Origin of the sequence: Paenibacillus canaveralius, from assembly GCF_047238265.1 — a bacterium.
Classification (GTDB): domain Bacteria; phylum Bacillota; class Bacilli; order Paenibacillales; family NBRC-103111; genus Paenibacillus_F.
Genome location: NZ_JBDFMM010000001.1, coordinates 1,514,412 through 1,529,914, shown reverse-complemented (window position 1 = coordinate 1,529,914; position 15,503 = coordinate 1,514,412). Strand labels below are relative to the sequence as shown.

General features: G+C 54.5%; 19 protein-coding genes. 5 read left to right on the top strand and 14 right to left on the bottom strand.

The annotated features are described in order from the left end of the window. The first annotated feature begins 34 nt into the window (after positions 1–34). Both ABC395_RS07035 and ABC395_RS07030 read left to right on the top strand, forming a co-directional pair. Positions 35–469, top strand: a complete 435-nt coding sequence (locus tag ABC395_RS07035; RefSeq protein WP_413001834.1) for an Lrp/AsnC family transcriptional regulator — start codon at positions 35–37, stop codon at positions 467–469. Between the two features lie 414 nt (positions 470–883). Then, positions 884–1,540 carry a FusB/FusC family EF-G-binding protein gene (locus tag ABC395_RS07030; protein ID WP_413001832.1) on the top strand — a complete coding sequence of 219 codons (657 nt, stop codon included), beginning with the start codon at positions 884–886 and terminating at the stop codon, positions 1,538–1,540. Between the two features lie 159 nt (positions 1,541–1,699). On the opposite strand, the gene ABC395_RS07025 is transcribed toward ABC395_RS07030, so the two are convergent. Continuing rightward, entirely contained in the window at positions 1,700–2,035 is a 336-nt protein-coding gene (locus tag ABC395_RS07025) for a ribosomal protein L7/L12 (protein WP_413001830.1), read from the bottom strand. A 186-nt stretch (positions 2,036–2,221) separates the two neighbouring features. Between ABC395_RS07025 and ABC395_RS07020 the strand changes: the two genes are divergently transcribed. Then, positions 2,222–2,674, top strand: a complete 453-nt coding sequence (locus ABC395_RS07020) for a DUF441 domain-containing protein (protein WP_413001829.1) — start codon at positions 2,222–2,224, stop codon at positions 2,672–2,674. Between the two features lie 107 nt (positions 2,675–2,781). Here ABC395_RS07020 and ABC395_RS07015 read toward each other — a convergent pair whose 3' ends face one another. From ABC395_RS07015 to nrdR, 4 genes are all read right to left on the bottom strand, one after another. Next, positions 2,782–3,429, bottom strand: a complete 648-nt coding sequence (locus ABC395_RS07015) for an FMN-dependent NADH-azoreductase (protein ID WP_413001827.1) — start codon at positions 3,427–3,429, stop codon at positions 2,782–2,784. Positions 3,430–3,618: 189 nt separating this feature from the next. Continuing rightward, entirely contained in the window at positions 3,619–3,822 is a 204-nt protein-coding gene (locus ABC395_RS07010; RefSeq protein ID WP_413001826.1) for a YuzF family protein, read from the bottom strand. 34 nt (positions 3,823–3,856) lie between these two features. After that, the gene (locus ABC395_RS07005) at positions 3,857–4,228 is read right to left on the bottom strand and encodes a hypothetical protein (RefSeq protein ID WP_413001824.1); all 372 of its coding nucleotides are present in this window, start codon (positions 4,226–4,228) and stop codon (positions 3,857–3,859) included. Between the two features lie 186 nt (positions 4,229–4,414). Then, entirely contained in the window at positions 4,415–4,897 is a 483-nt protein-coding gene (gene nrdR, locus ABC395_RS07000; RefSeq protein WP_103997350.1) for a transcriptional regulator NrdR, read from the bottom strand. A gap of 109 nt (positions 4,898–5,006) precedes the next feature. Between nrdR and ABC395_RS06995 the strand changes: the two genes are divergently transcribed. Beyond that, on the top strand, positions 5,007–5,237 hold the full coding sequence (locus tag ABC395_RS06995; RefSeq protein WP_413001822.1) for an alpha/beta-type small acid-soluble spore protein: 231 nt from the start codon (positions 5,007–5,009) through the stop codon (positions 5,235–5,237). Positions 5,238–5,306: 69 nt separating this feature from the next. Here the strand turns inward: ABC395_RS06995 and ABC395_RS06990 are convergent, their stop codons facing one another. The 5 genes from ABC395_RS06990 to polA all read right to left on the bottom strand — a co-directional run bounded on the left by ABC395_RS06990 (position 5,307) and on the right by polA (position 10,929). Beyond that, positions 5,307–5,885 carry a lytic transglycosylase domain-containing protein gene (locus ABC395_RS06990; protein ID WP_413001820.1) on the bottom strand — a complete coding sequence of 193 codons (579 nt, stop codon included), beginning with the start codon at positions 5,883–5,885 and terminating at the stop codon, positions 5,307–5,309. Next, entirely contained in the window at positions 5,885–6,478 is a 594-nt protein-coding gene (gene coaE, locus ABC395_RS06985; protein ID WP_413001818.1) for a dephospho-CoA kinase, read from the bottom strand. The genes ABC395_RS06990 and coaE overlap by 1 nt, the downstream gene beginning before the upstream one ends. 43 nt (positions 6,479–6,521) lie before the next feature. After that, the gene (locus tag ABC395_RS06980) at positions 6,522–7,292 is read right to left on the bottom strand and encodes an MntP/YtaF family protein (protein ID WP_413001816.1); all 771 of its coding nucleotides are present in this window, start codon (positions 7,290–7,292) and stop codon (positions 6,522–6,524) included. 63 nt (positions 7,293–7,355) lie between these two features. Then, complete coding sequence (gene mutM, locus ABC395_RS06975) at positions 7,356–8,216, bottom strand: DNA-formamidopyrimidine glycosylase (RefSeq protein ID WP_413001814.1); 861 nt, start codon at positions 8,214–8,216, stop codon at positions 7,356–7,358. Between the two features lie 46 nt (positions 8,217–8,262). After that, the gene (gene polA / locus ABC395_RS06970) at positions 8,263–10,929 is read right to left on the bottom strand and encodes a DNA polymerase I (protein WP_413001812.1); all 2,667 of its coding nucleotides are present in this window, start codon (positions 10,927–10,929) and stop codon (positions 8,263–8,265) included. Between the two features lie 208 nt (positions 10,930–11,137). On the opposite strand from polA, the gene ABC395_RS06965 reads away from it, so the two are divergent. Further along, positions 11,138–11,887, top strand: coding sequence for an HAD family hydrolase (locus ABC395_RS06965; protein ID WP_413001810.1), 750 nt, complete (start codon positions 11,138–11,140; stop codon positions 11,885–11,887). A gap of 433 nt (positions 11,888–12,320) precedes the next feature. Here the strand turns inward: ABC395_RS06965 and phoU are convergent, their stop codons facing one another. From phoU to pstC, 4 genes are read right to left on the bottom strand one after another with little or no spacing between them, the layout of a single operon-like run. Continuing rightward, positions 12,321–12,980: a phosphate signaling complex protein PhoU gene (gene phoU, locus ABC395_RS06960; RefSeq protein ID WP_009671365.1), complete on the bottom strand. Its 660-nt coding sequence runs from the start codon at positions 12,978–12,980 to the stop codon at positions 12,321–12,323. A 16-nt stretch (positions 12,981–12,996) separates the two neighbouring features. Further along, on the bottom strand, positions 12,997–13,764 hold the full coding sequence (gene pstB, locus ABC395_RS06955; RefSeq protein ID WP_103997399.1) for a phosphate ABC transporter ATP-binding protein PstB: 768 nt from the start codon (positions 13,762–13,764) through the stop codon (positions 12,997–12,999). Between the two features lie 17 nt (positions 13,765–13,781). Beyond that, positions 13,782–14,639 (bottom strand): phosphate ABC transporter permease PstA, encoded by an 858-nt coding sequence (gene pstA / locus ABC395_RS06950; protein ID WP_413001807.1) that lies wholly within the window; start codon positions 14,637–14,639, stop codon positions 13,782–13,784. Then, positions 14,636–15,502 (bottom strand): phosphate ABC transporter permease subunit PstC, encoded by an 867-nt coding sequence (gene pstC / locus ABC395_RS06945; RefSeq protein WP_413006696.1) that lies wholly within the window; start codon positions 15,500–15,502, stop codon positions 14,636–14,638. The genes pstA and pstC overlap by 4 nt, the downstream gene beginning before the upstream one ends. Position 15,503 lies beyond the last annotated feature (1 nt).

Below are 15,503 nucleotides of genomic sequence, written 5' to 3'. Positions count from 1 at the left end.
TCTCTTAAACCTTTAATACTGAGGTGAACGATTTATGGATGTGATTGACTCGAAAATTTTATCTTTGATGCACGAGAACGCACGGATTCCGATCTCCGAGATGAGCCGGATAATCGCCATGTCGCAGCCGGCCGTAACCGAAAGACTGCGCAAATTAGAAGAACAAGGAGTTATTACGGGCTACCGCGCCAAGCTTTCGCCTCCGAAGCTCGGCAAGCAGACAACGGCATTCGTTTTGTTCAAAACGACCGACTGCAAAGGCTTCGCCGCTTTCAGCGAAAAATCCCCGGAGATTGTCGATCTCTACCGGATCAGCGGGGAGTACAACTTTTTAATGAAAGTGTTAAGCGAAACGACGGAATCGTTGACCGGCTTTCTCGATGAATGCAGCGCCTACGGATTTTCAACGACCTTAATCGTGCTTTCGACCGCTTTTGAGGATAAAAGCCTCATAGGAAGCGGCCTGTAAGTTAGCCTAATCGTAAAAATGCCCGGCTCATACAGTCCCGGAATGGTTCGAGCAGTTAACTGCATCCCATCGTTCAAGCCGGATCATCCAGTACGCCGCTCTTTGGCGTTTTGTTTAAGTGTAACGGTCCCAATCCCGGTTTTTCGGCACTTGGTAAATTCTTTTTATAGATGATTTCGGCATTGCAACGATGCCCGTGTGACTTTATAATGGTCGGGTAAGAGGAGGTCGGTACAAATGGCAAATCACTTTGCCGGTACAAGATACGGCTCATGCGAAGCCTGATTATGGGGCGATACTTTGCATGGGCGGACAGTTCACGATAACATTGTCGCCCGAAACAGCTTATATCGTTTCTAATAATGGGCTTTGCACTTATTTTTTAGCTTGAACAAAAAATAAGGGGCTGAAAGCATGATTCAACCATTCATTAGAAACCATCAATATAATGTCATTAAAAAGCAGAGTCTTCTGCTGCAGAAAACCCACGAAACCGTTTCCGATCCGAAAGTCGTGGCATCGGTAAAAGCCAGCGCTCCGTTCAAACTGCTTGAAGCATTTCCGGACGCAGACGGCATTCAAAAACAACTTCTTGAAAAGATCTCGGGACTGCGCACCGCAGAAGATTTCAAGCATTATCCCGAATCGCTGGAATCCTACTTGGCACCGTTTCCGGCATTGACGGCAAAGCAGATCGCCAAGCTTTTTCCGAAAAACAAGAAACTGAAGATACCCGACTTGTCCCAAATCGACTACCGCTATGTCACCTACTTGGGCTGGACCGATATCGCGACGAATAAGTTGTTTCTTATCTATCCGTTGAACGGGAAACTGGTCGGAATCGAAGGAAGATATACACCGGCGAACAAAGGCGTATGCTTTCTGTGCAACAAGCACGAGGAAGTCGCGTTGTTTACCGCGGTAACGAAATCAAGGCCCGCGAAGGCCTCTTCCGATTACTACAAGGCAATCGGGAACTACCTGTGTGTGGACAGTACCGTCTGCAACGAGAACATCACGAACGTCACCGCCCTCGACAAATTTGTCCGGGAAGTGGTTGGCGAGTCGTAAACAAGTGCCCGTAAGCATGGAAAAAGGCGCAGCGGATCAGACATTCCGCAGCGTAATAGGTAAGCGCAAAGCTAAGAGCCTGCCGGTAACGGCAGGCTTTGTTGATTTCCCGGGAAACGCCGCCGCACTGGCAGGGCAGGGCGGGATCACGCCTGTAACCTAGCCGCGCTCCAGATTTTCCACATAATCCTTGGCCTCTTTCAATCCGATCCCTAATTCCATTCTCACTAGTTTGATCGCTTTGATTTTATCGCCCTGTGCGAGCATATGCTGCACTCTTTCGTCAAGAAGGGAGTTTTGTGCCGAAGCCGACTTATCGGGCCGAGGGTCCTCTGCCGGTTTTAACCGGTTCACCGTCGTACCTTCCGCCCGCCCTTTCAGCCATTCCAGATCGGATTGGATATCGTTAATCCGGCTTTGCAGGCTGAACACTTTAATGAGCAGAAGAAGAGCGAGAATGAGTGCCCCGACCGCTACCATTTCAATCGTTTCCATGGAAATTGCTCCTTTCACAGGGGGCCCGTTTGGATAACCCGCCCTCGTATAGGGAATTATACCATATCCCTTCAAGCAACTTATCACAGCGGTAAGCGGCTTCCTTTTTACCGGTCCCTTCCTTGTTGATGCGGCTTGAATGCTATACAATGGAAACAAAAAAAAGACCCAAAGGGGAATCCGACGATGGCCCAAGTGGACATGCCTTCCATCCTGCTGCTCGGTTTGGCCCTTCTCGGGCTGCTCAGCAGCAATTCGACCGTTACGATTGCCATGCTCGTTCTCCTGCTTCTGCGGGTGATGAATGTACATCAGGCCTTTCCCTTTTTGGAAAAGTACGGACTTACGATCGGCGTCGTCGTTCTCACCATTGGTGTAATGACGCCGATTGCCAGCGGCAAAATGCCCGTCCAGACTATTCTCCAGTCCTTTATGCACTGGAAATCGCTTCTGGCGGTCCTTATCGGAATCGCCGTTGCTTACCTGGGCGGCCGGGGCGCTCTTCTCATGACGAACCAGCCGAATGTCGTGGCCGGGCTGCTTATCGGTACCGTCCTCGGCGTTGCCCTGTTCCGCGGCGTTCCCGTGGGCCCTCTGATTGCGGCAGGACTGCTCTCACTTCTCATCGGCAAGGGCTGAGATGAACCTGTACACGGTTCCCTTCGTTAAGGCCGCATCAAACGCAAAAAAACTGCCCTTCGCAAGAGGGCAGTTTTTTGTTTATGGGAACACCGCAAGAGGGAAGCTTATACTCGCGATGGGGTTTTCGCAAACTTAGCGGCTGCTTCCGCCGCTCTCGCTTTGGCACCCTGCACAAGCTCCTGCGCTTTGTCCGGATAAGCCGCAATCCCTTCCACATAGACATGCTCGTAGTCCGTAATTCCGACGAATGCCATAATTCCCCGCAGGTATTTGTCGGTAAATTCAAAGTCCGCGGCCGGGCCTTCGGAATAAATGCCTCCGCGCGCCTGAATGTGAACGACTTTTTTGCCGTTCATCAAGCCTTCGGGACCGTTTGCCGTATAGCGGAACGTTTTACCCGCGATCGCAATGTTGTCGATGTACGCTTTCAGCATGGGCGGGTAACTCAAGTTCCACATCGGAGTGACGAACACGTAGCCGTCGGCGGACAAAAACTGCTCCAACACTTCATTCATCCGGTTGATAGCAGCCGCTTCCGTGTCGTTCAGCGCTTCTCCCGCACGCAGTTTATCCCAGCCGTTCAGGACATCGGCGTCGATCAGAGGAATATGATCTTCGTACACATCCACCCGTTCCACTACAAGCCCGGGATTCTCCCGGACGGCCGCCTCAAGAAAATGTTCCCCGACCTGAAGACCGTAAGAGCGGTCAACGCTTCTTGGATTCGCAGTGATATATAATAATTTGTTCATTTTGATTTCCTCCTAGTCTGATTTCGAAAAATTCGTTCTCGCTAACTTGTATTCAATAACTTACTTTATGTAAGTATATTAGCACGACCACTTTCTTTTGTAAAGCAGCTATATTAAAATTTTTAACTATAACTACTTGCCCATAAAAAAACCGCCGGTATCCGGCGGATGTTATGCTCCGATAAAGTTTTACTCCGGCATGACCCAAATAATTTGAGCCGTCCGGATAAAAAATCTCTTGCCGTCCTCTTGAACCACCACATGATCCGGTTTCACATCCGCCAGAACGCCCCGGCTGCTGCCGCGAACCGTTTCCACCACCACACCCCGGCCGACAATCGTTCTGAGCGTCTGATACACATAAGGATCGATCATGAAAAAAGGCTGCGGCACCGCTACCGGAGCGCCTCCGGAAGGTACACCCGCTTCAAGAGCGCCGAAGCCATTCTGCCCCGGTGCCCCGCCGGCCGATCCAGAGAAGCCTCCCTGAGGGAAAGGAGCCGCCCCCGAGACTGCCCGTTTGAAATCCCGGAGGATATCCAGCCTGACCGGACCAGCCGCCGTCTGTTGAACCGAAGCTCTCCGGGTAAGCCCCCTGCGGCGGATAAGTTCCGGGCAGCCCTCCCTGCGGCTGCCCCTGACTGCCCTGGAGCTGATTGATCCCTCCGCCGAAAGGTGCCCCCTGAAGCGGATAATCCGGCAGCTGCGCCTGCCCCTGCGTGATCTTCGTGTAATCCGTAACCTCGGGTTTCCCCAATCCCCACGGGACTCCCTGACCGTTTCCTTGTGTAATCGACATGTCGTCGCCTCCTTTGCCTTTTCACCCTGAAACATATGGCCGCTGAGCCGCCGATATGCCTGTTGACCTTCGGCTAATTGGCGGGAATTAGGGGCATATGCCCGTCCTTCGTCCATTTTCTCGGCAAAACGGCAAAAAAGCTTTCCTCTTATGAAAGAAGAAAGCCATGCCGGCATGTACGAACCTCTAGCCGTCCGGCTTCAAAGCGTTCAGATTCGTTTTGCCTAAAATCTGTTCCAGTTCCTTCAGGAACATGTTGATATCTTTAAACTGCCTGTACACCGACGCAAAGCGGATATAAGCCACTTCGTCGACCGGGTAAAGCTGCTCCATCACCAGTTCTCCGATCCTCATGCTGTCCACTTCGGCATGCGCCATGTTCCGGACCTGCATTTCAACCTCGGAAACGATCTGTTCCAGCCGGTCCACGGAAACCGGACGTTTCTCGCAGGCTCTGATTAACCCGCGCAAAATCTTGTCGCGGTTAAATTCTTCGCGGCTGCCGTCTTTTTTGATTACGATAAGAGGCGTTTCCTCCACCATCTCAAACGTTGTAAACCGCCGCTGGCACTTCTCGCATTCTCTGCGCCGGCGGATCGACTTGTTATCGTTGGCCGACCGCGAGTCCAGCACTTTCGTTCCGTTGTGCTCGCAAAACGGGCATTTCATCGGGACTTCCTCCTCTCGGTCCGGTTTATTTTCCTCCCAGATGTTGCTTGTTATCAAGCTTACAAAAACGCACATAATAGTTCTACCAACGACAAGGAGGTGAACAGAAATGGGTGCAGGACAATCTCGCAACAGTAACGTACTGGTTGTTCCACAAGCTAACCAAGCTTTGGATCAGCTGAAATACGAAGTTGCCCAAGAGCTTGGTATTGCGATTCCTCAAGACGGTTACTACGGTAACATGGCTACTCGTGACACGGGTGCAATCGGGGGTCACATTACTCGCAGACTGGTGCAAATCGCCGAACAACAACTGGCCGGTCAAGGCCAAACCCGCTAACTTTAGCGGAACCCAAGCAAGACCGAAGTATCGGACCCGGCGGCTACACCCGCCGGCTCCGGTGCTTCTTTATTTGGTTCCGGCGCTTTGATTCCATTCCTCGCCGTAAAGCTTCTTAAATTTTTGCTGATAGTAAAGCACTCTTTGTACATAATGCCGGGTTTCGCCGAACGGGATCTTGTTGATGGTCTCTTCCGTCCCGTCCCAGACTCCGTTGTTCTTCCACTTGCTGACGTTGCCCTGACCCGCGTTATAAGCGGCGATGGAGTAGAGCCAGTTTCCCTTGTACTGCTTGTTCAGCCACGCCAAATACCAGGAGCCGAGCTGGATATTGTGTTTCGGATCGCGGAAATCGGCCGATTTCGTATTGGATGTTTCCCGGATCCATTCCGCCGTATCGGGCATAAGCTGCATAATGCCCACGGCTCCTTTTTTGGACTCCCGATCGTGGTTGAAGTTCGTCTCCACTTTGATAATGGCGGCGATCAGAAAAGGATCGACCTGATACTGGGAAGCATTCTGCCGGATTTCTTCACGATAGTGAATGGGATATATCATCTGCCCGATAAAGAGTCCGTTGCTGAACAGAAGAAACACAAATCCGAGCAGCAGCAGGGCGAATACCCGCTTTTTCCGCAGAAGCTTCATTACAGCCCCCTTTGAAGCCAGAAACGTTCGACAAGCCTCTCCGTCTGCTCCAAGGTCCCCGAATTGTCGATACAAATATCCGCGAGCTCTTTTTTGCGTTCAATGGGCCACTGGGCCGCAAGCCGGGTTTCCGCCTGTTCCAAGGTGAGCCCGTCCCGCTCCATCAGTCTCCTCAGCTGAACTTCTCTCGGCACATAAACGACCATAACGAACGAGAACATGCTTTGCAGTCCCGATTCATAGAGCAAAGGCACGTCCACCACGACAAGCTTGTCCGGAAATTCACGCTCCGAGGCGGCCATTCTTTCTTTCATGAGCGCGCGGATCGACGGATGCAAAAGCTCCTCGAGCGCTTTCCGCGCTTCTTCGTTTCCGAAAACCGTCTCACCCAGTTTTTTACGGTGAAGCGAGCCGTCCGGCAGCAGTATATCTTGTCCGAAACGCGCGGCGACCTGTGCCAGAACGGGGCTCCCCGGTTCTACCACTTCGCGCGCGATCCGGTCCGCGTCTATAAGAATCGCGCCGCGGCGGACAAGCATGGCCGAGACCGTGCTTTTGCCGCAGGCGATACCTCCCGTGAGTCCTATATTCATTTCACTCGACTCCCACGTCAATCACATTTTTTAAGAATAACAGCTACAGCAGTTTCGATATGCCCATCAGGATCAAGACGACTCCCGGCAGCACCGACACTTTACGGATCCAGCCGAGCCCTGAATACTTGTAGCCGATTTTCAGGCCGAAGTAAATAAACAGCCCGCTCGTTACCACGATTACCGCCGAAGTCAGCAGCGGGGTGTATCCGATCAAAGCGGCTCCGATTCCCGCGCCGAAAGCGTCAAGGGACAGCGCGATGCCGAGCAGCGTCGCTTCCGAAGAAGAGATGTTGCCTGACCGGTCCACGTCGGCCGCCGAAGGCGTACGCAAAATCTGAATCACGAGTCCCAGTCGCTTGATCTCGATCGAGAACATCCGCGGCTCCCGCTCCGGTTTTATTCCTGACGCCGCAGGCTCGCGGACCGCAACCGGACTCGACGGAAAAACGGCTTCAAGCCGGACCTTTCCGGCCGGTACCGCCGCCGTTTCGTTCACCGTCCCTGTATGTTCCTTTTCTTCACTGTCTCTGTCACTGCCCTGCTTCTGTGCCAGAAACTGAACGAGCGCCCAGATTCCGATGCCGATCAGAATGACTGCACCAAGCATCCCGGCATAGTGCGGAGACAAGTACTTCGACAGCCATACACCTAAACTCATCGAAATGCAGATAATGATTCCCGAACAAAGGGAAATGATCGCGAGGGACGGGAGCGGGATGCGGATTTTACGCAAACCGTACATCATCCCCACCCCGAAACCGTCCAAACTGACGGCCAGAGCCAGAATCAACAGAGAAAAAAATGGAAGCACGCCTCATTCCTCCTACCTGCGTTCTCTACTCACTTATCATATGGAGGGGTAGGAGGAGTTGTGCTAAAGCCGCTTCTTCGGCGTGCTGCGCGTTTTCTTGAGAGGCTGGCATTTCAGGCAGAAATGCGTGCCCCTCCCGCCGACGACCGTTTTCTCGATGAGGCTGCCGCAGTTTACGCAGGGCTTGCCGTTACGGCCGTAAATGTTCAGGGAATGCTGGAAATTTCCCGATTCGCCTTGACCGTTTACATACGATTTGATGGAAGAACCCCCGGCTTCGACCGAGCTTTTGAGGGTATGGACAATCGCTTCGTGAAGTCTCTGAAGCTCGGTGCGGGTGAGCGATGCCGCCTCTCTCTCGGGATGAATCCCCGCCAGAAAAAGCGCCTCGTCTACATAAATATTACCGAGTCCGACAATGTATGCTTGATTGAGCAGCAGCGGTTTGATCTTCGTGCTCCGCTTGCCGATGGCCTGACGGAACGCGTCGAACGTAAAGGACTCGTCCAGCGGCTCGATCCCCAGCTTATGAAGAGGCTTGCTGTTCAGATCTTCCTCTCCCGCGAAAAGATGCATCGTGCCGAACTGCCGCACATCGCGGTATCTGAGTTCGGTCCCGTCCGTAAAACGGAAAATCACATGCGTGTGAGGTTCCACCTCGTCTGAAGCTTCATAAAGGCCGTAACGGCCTTCCATCCGCAGGTGGGACACTAACACGCCGTCATCCAGCAGGAAGCGCAAAAACTTGCCTCTGCGGCTCATACCCTGAATCGTCTGGCCTTCGAGGAGGTCGGCGAACATTTGGGGCTCTTCGGGTTTTTGAATAATCCGTTTCAGGCGGACTTCCACTTCTTGAATCGTCTTGCCGACGACCAGTCGGCTGAGAGTCCGCCGTACGGTTTCCACCTCCGGTAATTCCGGCATGGCGTTTCACCTCGGTTCATGCTGTGTTTTCACCATTTCACTCTTCTTATTTCGCTTCGTACCAGTTGTAACCGTCATCCACCTCGGCGAGCAGAGGCACGTCCAGCGCAAGCGCGCCTTCCATAACTTCCGGCACGATGCGGCGCATCGTTTCAAGCTCTTCGGGCGGAACTTCGAAAATCAGTTCGTCATGTACTTGAAGAAGCATCCGGCTTTTCAAGCCTTCCGCTTTAAGGCGCTCGTCCATTTGCACCATGGCAAGCTTGATGATATCAGCCGCCGTTCCTTGAATCGGCGTATTCATTGCCGTTCTTTCCGCGAAAGAACGGAGGTTAAAGTTAGAAGCCGTAATTTCCGGCAAATACCGGCGCCGCTGAAGCAGTGTCGTCACGTACCCCTGTTCGCGGGCCTGCTGCACAATATCGTCCATATACTTGCGGACACCCTGGAAAACGGCGAAATACTGCTCGATAAACTGGCTGGCTTCCTTACGGGTGATGGCCAGGTTCTGGGAAAGCCCGTAATCGCTAATTCCGTATACGATGCCGAAGTTGACGGCCTTCGCCGAGCGGCGCATATTCGCGTCCACTTCGGATTCGGAGACACCGAATACATCCATGGCCGTTTTCGTGTGAATATCCATATTATTCGTAAAAGCTTCCTTGAGGTTCTCGTCTCCCGAAATGTGCGCGAGCACCCGCAGCTCGATCTGCGAATAGTCCGCGGCCAGAATGGACCAGCCCGGCTCCGAAGGCACGAAAACCTTGCGGATTTTGCGCCCTTCCTCCAGCCGGATCGGGATATTCTGCAGGTTCGGATACTGGCTGCTGAGCCGGCCCGTGGCCGCGATCGTCTGCCTGTAGTACGTATGAACCTTGCCGGTTTCCTTGCGCACCTCTTTCAGCAGCCCTTCCACATATGTGGACTGGAGCTTGGCAAGCTGCCGGTAATGGAGAATGCCCTGCACGATTTCATGGTAAGGGGCCAGCTTCTCCAGCACCTCGGCATCCGTGGAGTACCCGGTCTTCGTTTTCTTCTGAACCGGAAGCTGCAATTTCTCAAACAACACTTCCCCCAGCTGTTTCGGGGAGTTGATATTGAATTCCATCCCGGCGTGGCGGTAAATCTCCGTCATCGTCCGGTCGATCTGCACGGCGAGCTCGTCGCCGAGCTGCTTCAGCCCGGCCGTATCGACCTTGATGCCGCGCAGCTCCATATCCGCGAGTACGCCCGAGAGCGGAAGCTCCAGCTCGTAGTAGAGCTGCTTCATATCCGCCTGCTCCAGCTTCTCGCGAAGCGAGACGTCCAGGCGGGAGATGCGGTCGGCCTTGCGGACGAGATGCTCCGCGACGGCCTCGGGCTCCGGCAGGCGGAACTTCGCGCCTTTGCCGAAGACCGCTTCGTCCGGCGCTACATGAAGCGCGCCGTATTTGTCCGCGATGCCGCTGAGCGTCAGCGACGACTCCGTCGGATCGAGCAGATACGCCGCGAGCATGACGTCGAACGTCACGCCGGACAGCGTGATGCCGTTCCAGGCGAGCACGAGCTCCGCGCGGTGGCGGTCCCACGTGCTCTTCGGAGCACGCTCGTCCGCCAGCCAGGCGCGCAGCGCTTCCGCTCCGGGAGCGGTCAGCACGGCCGCGGGCACGTAGTAGCCCGCCTCCGGCGTGTGAAACGCCGCCCCGACCAGCTCAGCCGTGTGGGCATTGTCCCCCACGGCCTCGACATGCAGCGCGCTTACGTCTTTCAGCGCGCCGGTCAGGTCTGCGATGTTGTCCGCGTCTATGAGGCGGACAACCAGCTCTTCCGCGGGGCCGGGCTCCGCCTCCTCAGGGGAGGCCGCTTCCCCGGCGCCGGAGAAGTCCAGCCTCTCGAGCAGCGACTTGAACTCCAGCTTGCGGAACATGGCCGCAAGCTCGGGCGTTTCGAAGCCGGAGAAGGCGAGGCCGCTCCAGTCCGTATCCATCGGCACTTCGCGGTAAATGGTCGCGATTTCTTTGCTCATCCGGGCGGAGTCCGCATGGTCGCGGATCTTTTCCTTCATCTTGCCCTTCATCTCGTCCGCATGTTCCAGGACGGATTCGACGGAACCGTACTCGTGCAGCAGCTTAAGGGCCGTTTTCTCCCCTACGCCGGGGATACCCGGAATATTATCGGAAGAGTCGCCCATCAGACCCTTCAGGTCGATGATCTGGGCCGGAACGAGCCCGTACTTCGCTTTGATTTCCGCCGGATCGTAACGGTCCACTTCACTGATGCCTTTGCGTGTGAGGGCAACCGTCACACGGTCTGATACGAGCTGCAGCATATCCTTGTCGCCGGTAACGACCAGCACGTCCTTGCCTTCCTGCTCCGCCGATTTGGTCAGCGTGCCGATAATATCGTCCGCTTCATAGCCTTCCAGCTCGAACTGGCGGATGCCGAAAGCGTTCATCAGTTCTTTAATAAGAGGAAACTGTTCGGAAAGCTCCGGCGGCGTTTTGGCTCGCCCGCCCTTGTATTCCGTGTAATCTTTATGTCGGAACGTCACTTTGCCCGCATCGAAAGCCACGAGAAAATGCGTCGGTTTTTCTTCTTCAATCAGTCTGAGGAGCATCGTTGTAAATCCGTAAACGGCGTTCGTATGAAGACCGGCGGAATTGCTCAGCAGAGGCAGCGCGTAGAAGGCGCGGCTCGCGATACTGTTTCCATCAATAACGATCAATTTTTCCATCTTACACCCCGAATTTTGGACATATACGTTCATGATAGCACAGGCTGGACGAATATGAAAAAGTTTCAGCCCGGTAATTTTTGAGCCTATCCTTCCGGGCTTGCGGTGATGTTCTCCGCTCTCTCCACATAGACTGATAATACGATGCAAAGCCGGCGCGTCCGGTGTTTTCAGCTGGATTCCGTCCGGCGAGGGAAGGAGGACCGAAATGAGTCCCTTTTTTTTTCCGGCTCCCAAGAAAATGATTTTTTTCGATATGAACAATACATTGGTCGACCGCAGGCAGTGCTTCGATTCGGCATTCACGGAGGTACTGGGAGACTACACCGGAAGATGGGAACAGGAAGACGGGGCGGCTTCCCCCGAAGATGCGCTTCAGATTTACAAGCAGGAGTGGCAGAAACTGCGGAAGCTGCGCCCCCGGGGTCACCGTCCCAGCGAAGAAATGCGGATAGCCTGCCTGGAAAAGGCGCTGGACGCTTTTCCCATATCGGTGAACGAAACGTTTGCCAAAGGCTTTTTCGAGCAGATTGAAGAAACCGAAGGAAACTACGTCCGGCTTTTTCCCGGCGTCGAAGAAACGCTGTCGTCTCTGGGCGAACGCTACAAGCTCGCGGTTATCAGCAACGGCAGCCGCAAAAGGCTGGAGAGGGACATCGGGCGGCTCCGGCTGTCCTCCTTTTTCCCCGAAGAACTCCTCTTCAGCTCCACGAAAGACGGGCCGCGCAAGCCGCACCCGGGTTTGTACCGGACCGCCTTGAAAGAAACCGGCATAGCTCCCGGCCAGGGCGTCATGGTCGGCAACTCCTGGAAAAACGACATTATCGGCTCCACCAGATGCGGACTGGATGCTGTCTGGATTTATCCGCCCCACGTGAAAAAGATTTCCCAGCGGAAAGTCGGCCGCCAGAAGGTCATTATCGTTCGTTCCGTCAAACAGCTGGTTCATGTGCTTTAGCCCCGGCTTATTATGCCCCGCCCCGGCTGTTGACCGGAAATTTCATGAAAACACGCGCAAAGCCGCCCCGAGGGGCGGTTTTTGGTTTAGTCGGCCTTGCAAGTATGCTCGAAGTTTGCGTAGCAAGTGCGTGCGTGTACAGATTGGGAAAATTATCCTGATAAGGGGTCCTGTTCCTGCTCTTGCTCTTGCTTCAGCTCTTGCTTCAGCTCTTGCTTCAGCTCCTGCTTCTGCTCCAGCCTCTCCCTCCCCATGCTTACAAAGAAACAGCCTGCCGGACAAGGTCCCGGCAAGCTGTTTCGATTCTTGCATCTTTGTATCACAGGGCTGACTGCGTCCGTCTCCCGTGCCGTTCGCCGCCTTTGCACAGCTGCACGCCAAGCACGGTGCTTCATTGCGCGCGGGCCCGGCAGCGGACGGCTTTGCGGCCGCTCTACACGTTCAGGTCTTTTCTTTTGCCCGTGACCATGTAGATCACGCTTTCGCCGATGTTCGTCACATGGTCGGCCACCCGCTCCAAATAATGGGCCACCATGATCAGATGCGTCAGCTGGCGGTTGCGCGTGAAGTCCGCGTTCATCATTCCGATGACGTCCGTCATGATCCGGCTGAAAATTTTGTCTACCTGATCGTCTTTCTCCGCCAGCGAGGCGGCCATATGAACGTTGCGGTTCATATAAGCGACCAGGCTTTCGCGAAGCATCTCTTTGGAGATTTCGGCCATTTGGGGAATATCGATCAATTCCTTGGCCAGCGTCTCCCCGGACAAGCGGATCGTAATCTTCGCGATGTCCACGGCATGGTCGGCTATGCGCTCCAGATCCGTCGCTATGCTGAGCGCCGTGCCGATAATCCGCAGATCGCCCGCCATAGGCTGCTGCAGCGCGATCAGCTTCAGGCACATTTCTTCGATGCGGAGCGTCAGCTCATCCACCGCGTCGTCGTCCTCGACCGTGCGGCGGGCGAGATCCGTATCCAGTCGGGTCAGCGCTTCGACAGCCTGATGAATGGAGTTTTCAACCATGGAGCCTAAATCGAGCAGTTCGTTCTGCAAATCGTCAATCGAATGTTGAAAATTAAGGCGATTATTCATTGAAGCCCCCTTAGAGTTAACCGAAACGGCCGGTGATGTAATCTTCGGTGCGCTGATCGTTCGGATTAGTGAAAATCTTGTCGGTCTGATCGGTCTCAACGAGAATCCCGTTGAGGAAGAAAGACGTGCGGTCGGAGATACGCGCGGCCTGCTGCATGTTGTGCGTCACGATAATGATCGTGTAGCGCTCCTTCAGCGTCTGCGTGAGCTCCTCCACCTTCAAGGTGGAAATCGGATCGAGCGCCGAGGTCGGTTCGTCCATCAGCAGCACTTCGGGCTCGACCGCCAGCAGACGGGCGATGCACAGACGCTGCTGCTGACCGCCGGACAAGCCCAGGGCCGACTTGTTTAGGCGGTCCTTCACTTCGTCCCAGAGGGCGGACTGTCTCAGGCTGCGTTCCACGATTTCGTCGAGAACGGCACGCTTTTTCTGACCGTGAATGCGCGGTCCGTAAGCAATGTTATCGTAGATGCTCATCGGGAACGGGTTCGGGCGCTGGAAAACCATGCCCACACGCTTGCGCAGAGACACGATGTCGCTCTCTGAAGAGTAGATATCTTGTCCGTCCACCTTAATGGACCCGTTTATTCTTACGCTGTCGATCAGATCGTTCATCCGGTTGAGCGTGCGCAGAAAAGTCGATTTCCCGCAGCCCGAAGGTCCGATCAGAGCGGACACGGTATTCGGGGCAATGTCCAGATCAATGCTGTGCAGGGCCTGGTTGTCCCCGTAAAAAAGGTCCAGCCCGTTTACTTTTATTTTGGTATCGGTCGCAATAGTCATGGCAGGAGCTGTCAAGGTTATTTCCCTCCCGTAAGTCTTTTTTGGATGATTCGGCTAGGTATGCCGATAAGCAGGTTGAAAATCAATACGACTACAAGAAGGAGCGCCGCGCTGCCTTCCGCGATTTTTTTCGCATCCGGCACGATGGCTTCCGCCTGGATGTACCACAAATGCGTGGAGAGCGTTTCGCCCATCGTCAGCGGATTGAAATCCGGGAAATGACGGGATACGGAAAGACCCGACGTATAAATCAGGATGGCCGATTCACCGAGCGCGCGGCCGGCTACGAGCGTAATGCCGGTGATCAGGCTCGGCAGTGCGGAAGGAATCAGCACTTTGCGGATCGCCTGCCATTTGGTCGAGCCGAGCGCCAGACTCGCTTCCCAGTACGATTCGGGAACGGTGCGTATCGATTCCTCCGTCACCCGGACAAGAACCGGCAGATTCAGCAGCGCCAAAGCGAGGGAACCGCTCAGAATCGATATTTTAAAATTCATCAAGTCCACGAACAACAGAAATCCGAACAAACCGAATACGATGGAAGGTACGGAAGACAGCGTTTCGACGGACATGCGGACAATTTCGGTAAAACGTGATTTTCTGGCGTACACCGCCAGGTAAATCCCCGCTCCAAGGCCCACCGGCAGGGAGAACAGCAGAGAGAGAAACAAAATATAGAACGAGTTGAATAGCTGCGGTCCGACGCCGCCGCCTGCCACGATATCCTCCGGCTTGCCCGTGACGAAATCCCAGGTAAGATGCGGCAGTCCCGCACCGAGAATCCGGATCAGGAACCAGGCCAGGATCAGCAGGATAAAGATGCCGGTTGCCCAGAAGAACAGCGTGGCGATCCGGTCAGTCGTTTTACTGTTCATTTCACTTCACTCCTTCTTGATACGACACGAATGATGAGAATAAGCAGCAGCGAAGTGATCAGCAGAACAAAAGCCATCAAATACAGCGCGTTGTTCCAGGTCGATCCGTAGTTCGTGTTCCCCATGTCTTTCACGATTGCCGTCGTCAGAACCGTGGTCGAGTCAATCAGTGACTTGGGCATCTGCGGCGAGTTTCCGATGACCATGAATACCGCCATCGTCTCACCGATGGCCCGTCCGATTCCCAGCACCACGCCGGTGAGAATCCCCGGCCGGGCCGCGGGAAGCAGTACGCGCCAAATCGTCTGCCAGCGGGTGGCTCCAAGCGCCAGAGACGCTTCTTCCAGGCGCGGAGGCAGTGCGCGGATCGCGTCCTCCGAGATGGACAGGATGGTCGGCAGAATCATAATCGCGAGGATGATTCCCGCCGGTAAAATCCCGTATCCTGTCCCGTTCACCACTTTTCCGATAAAAGGCACGATGACCGTAAGGCCGATCAGGCCGTATACGACCGACGGAATGCCCACGAACAGGTCCGTTGCCGGACGCATGATCTCTCTCACCCATTTCGGCGCGATCTTAGCCATGAAGACGGCTCCCGCAACGGCGAGTGGGACCGCAAGTATAATGGCGAGCATCGTTAACAGAAAAGTACTGAACAGGAACGGAAACGCTCCGAATTTGTCCGCGCTTGGCGTCCAGTCTGTCGAAAAAAAGAATTCAATCGGGCTGACGCCCGAGAAGGTGCGCATGCCTTGTACACCGACAAACAAAATAATCGAAAATATGACAATCGAGACGAGTGCCGCACTGCCGACAAACAGCAGCTTCATCACGCTGTCCTGCCGTTTTTGCAGTTTCATC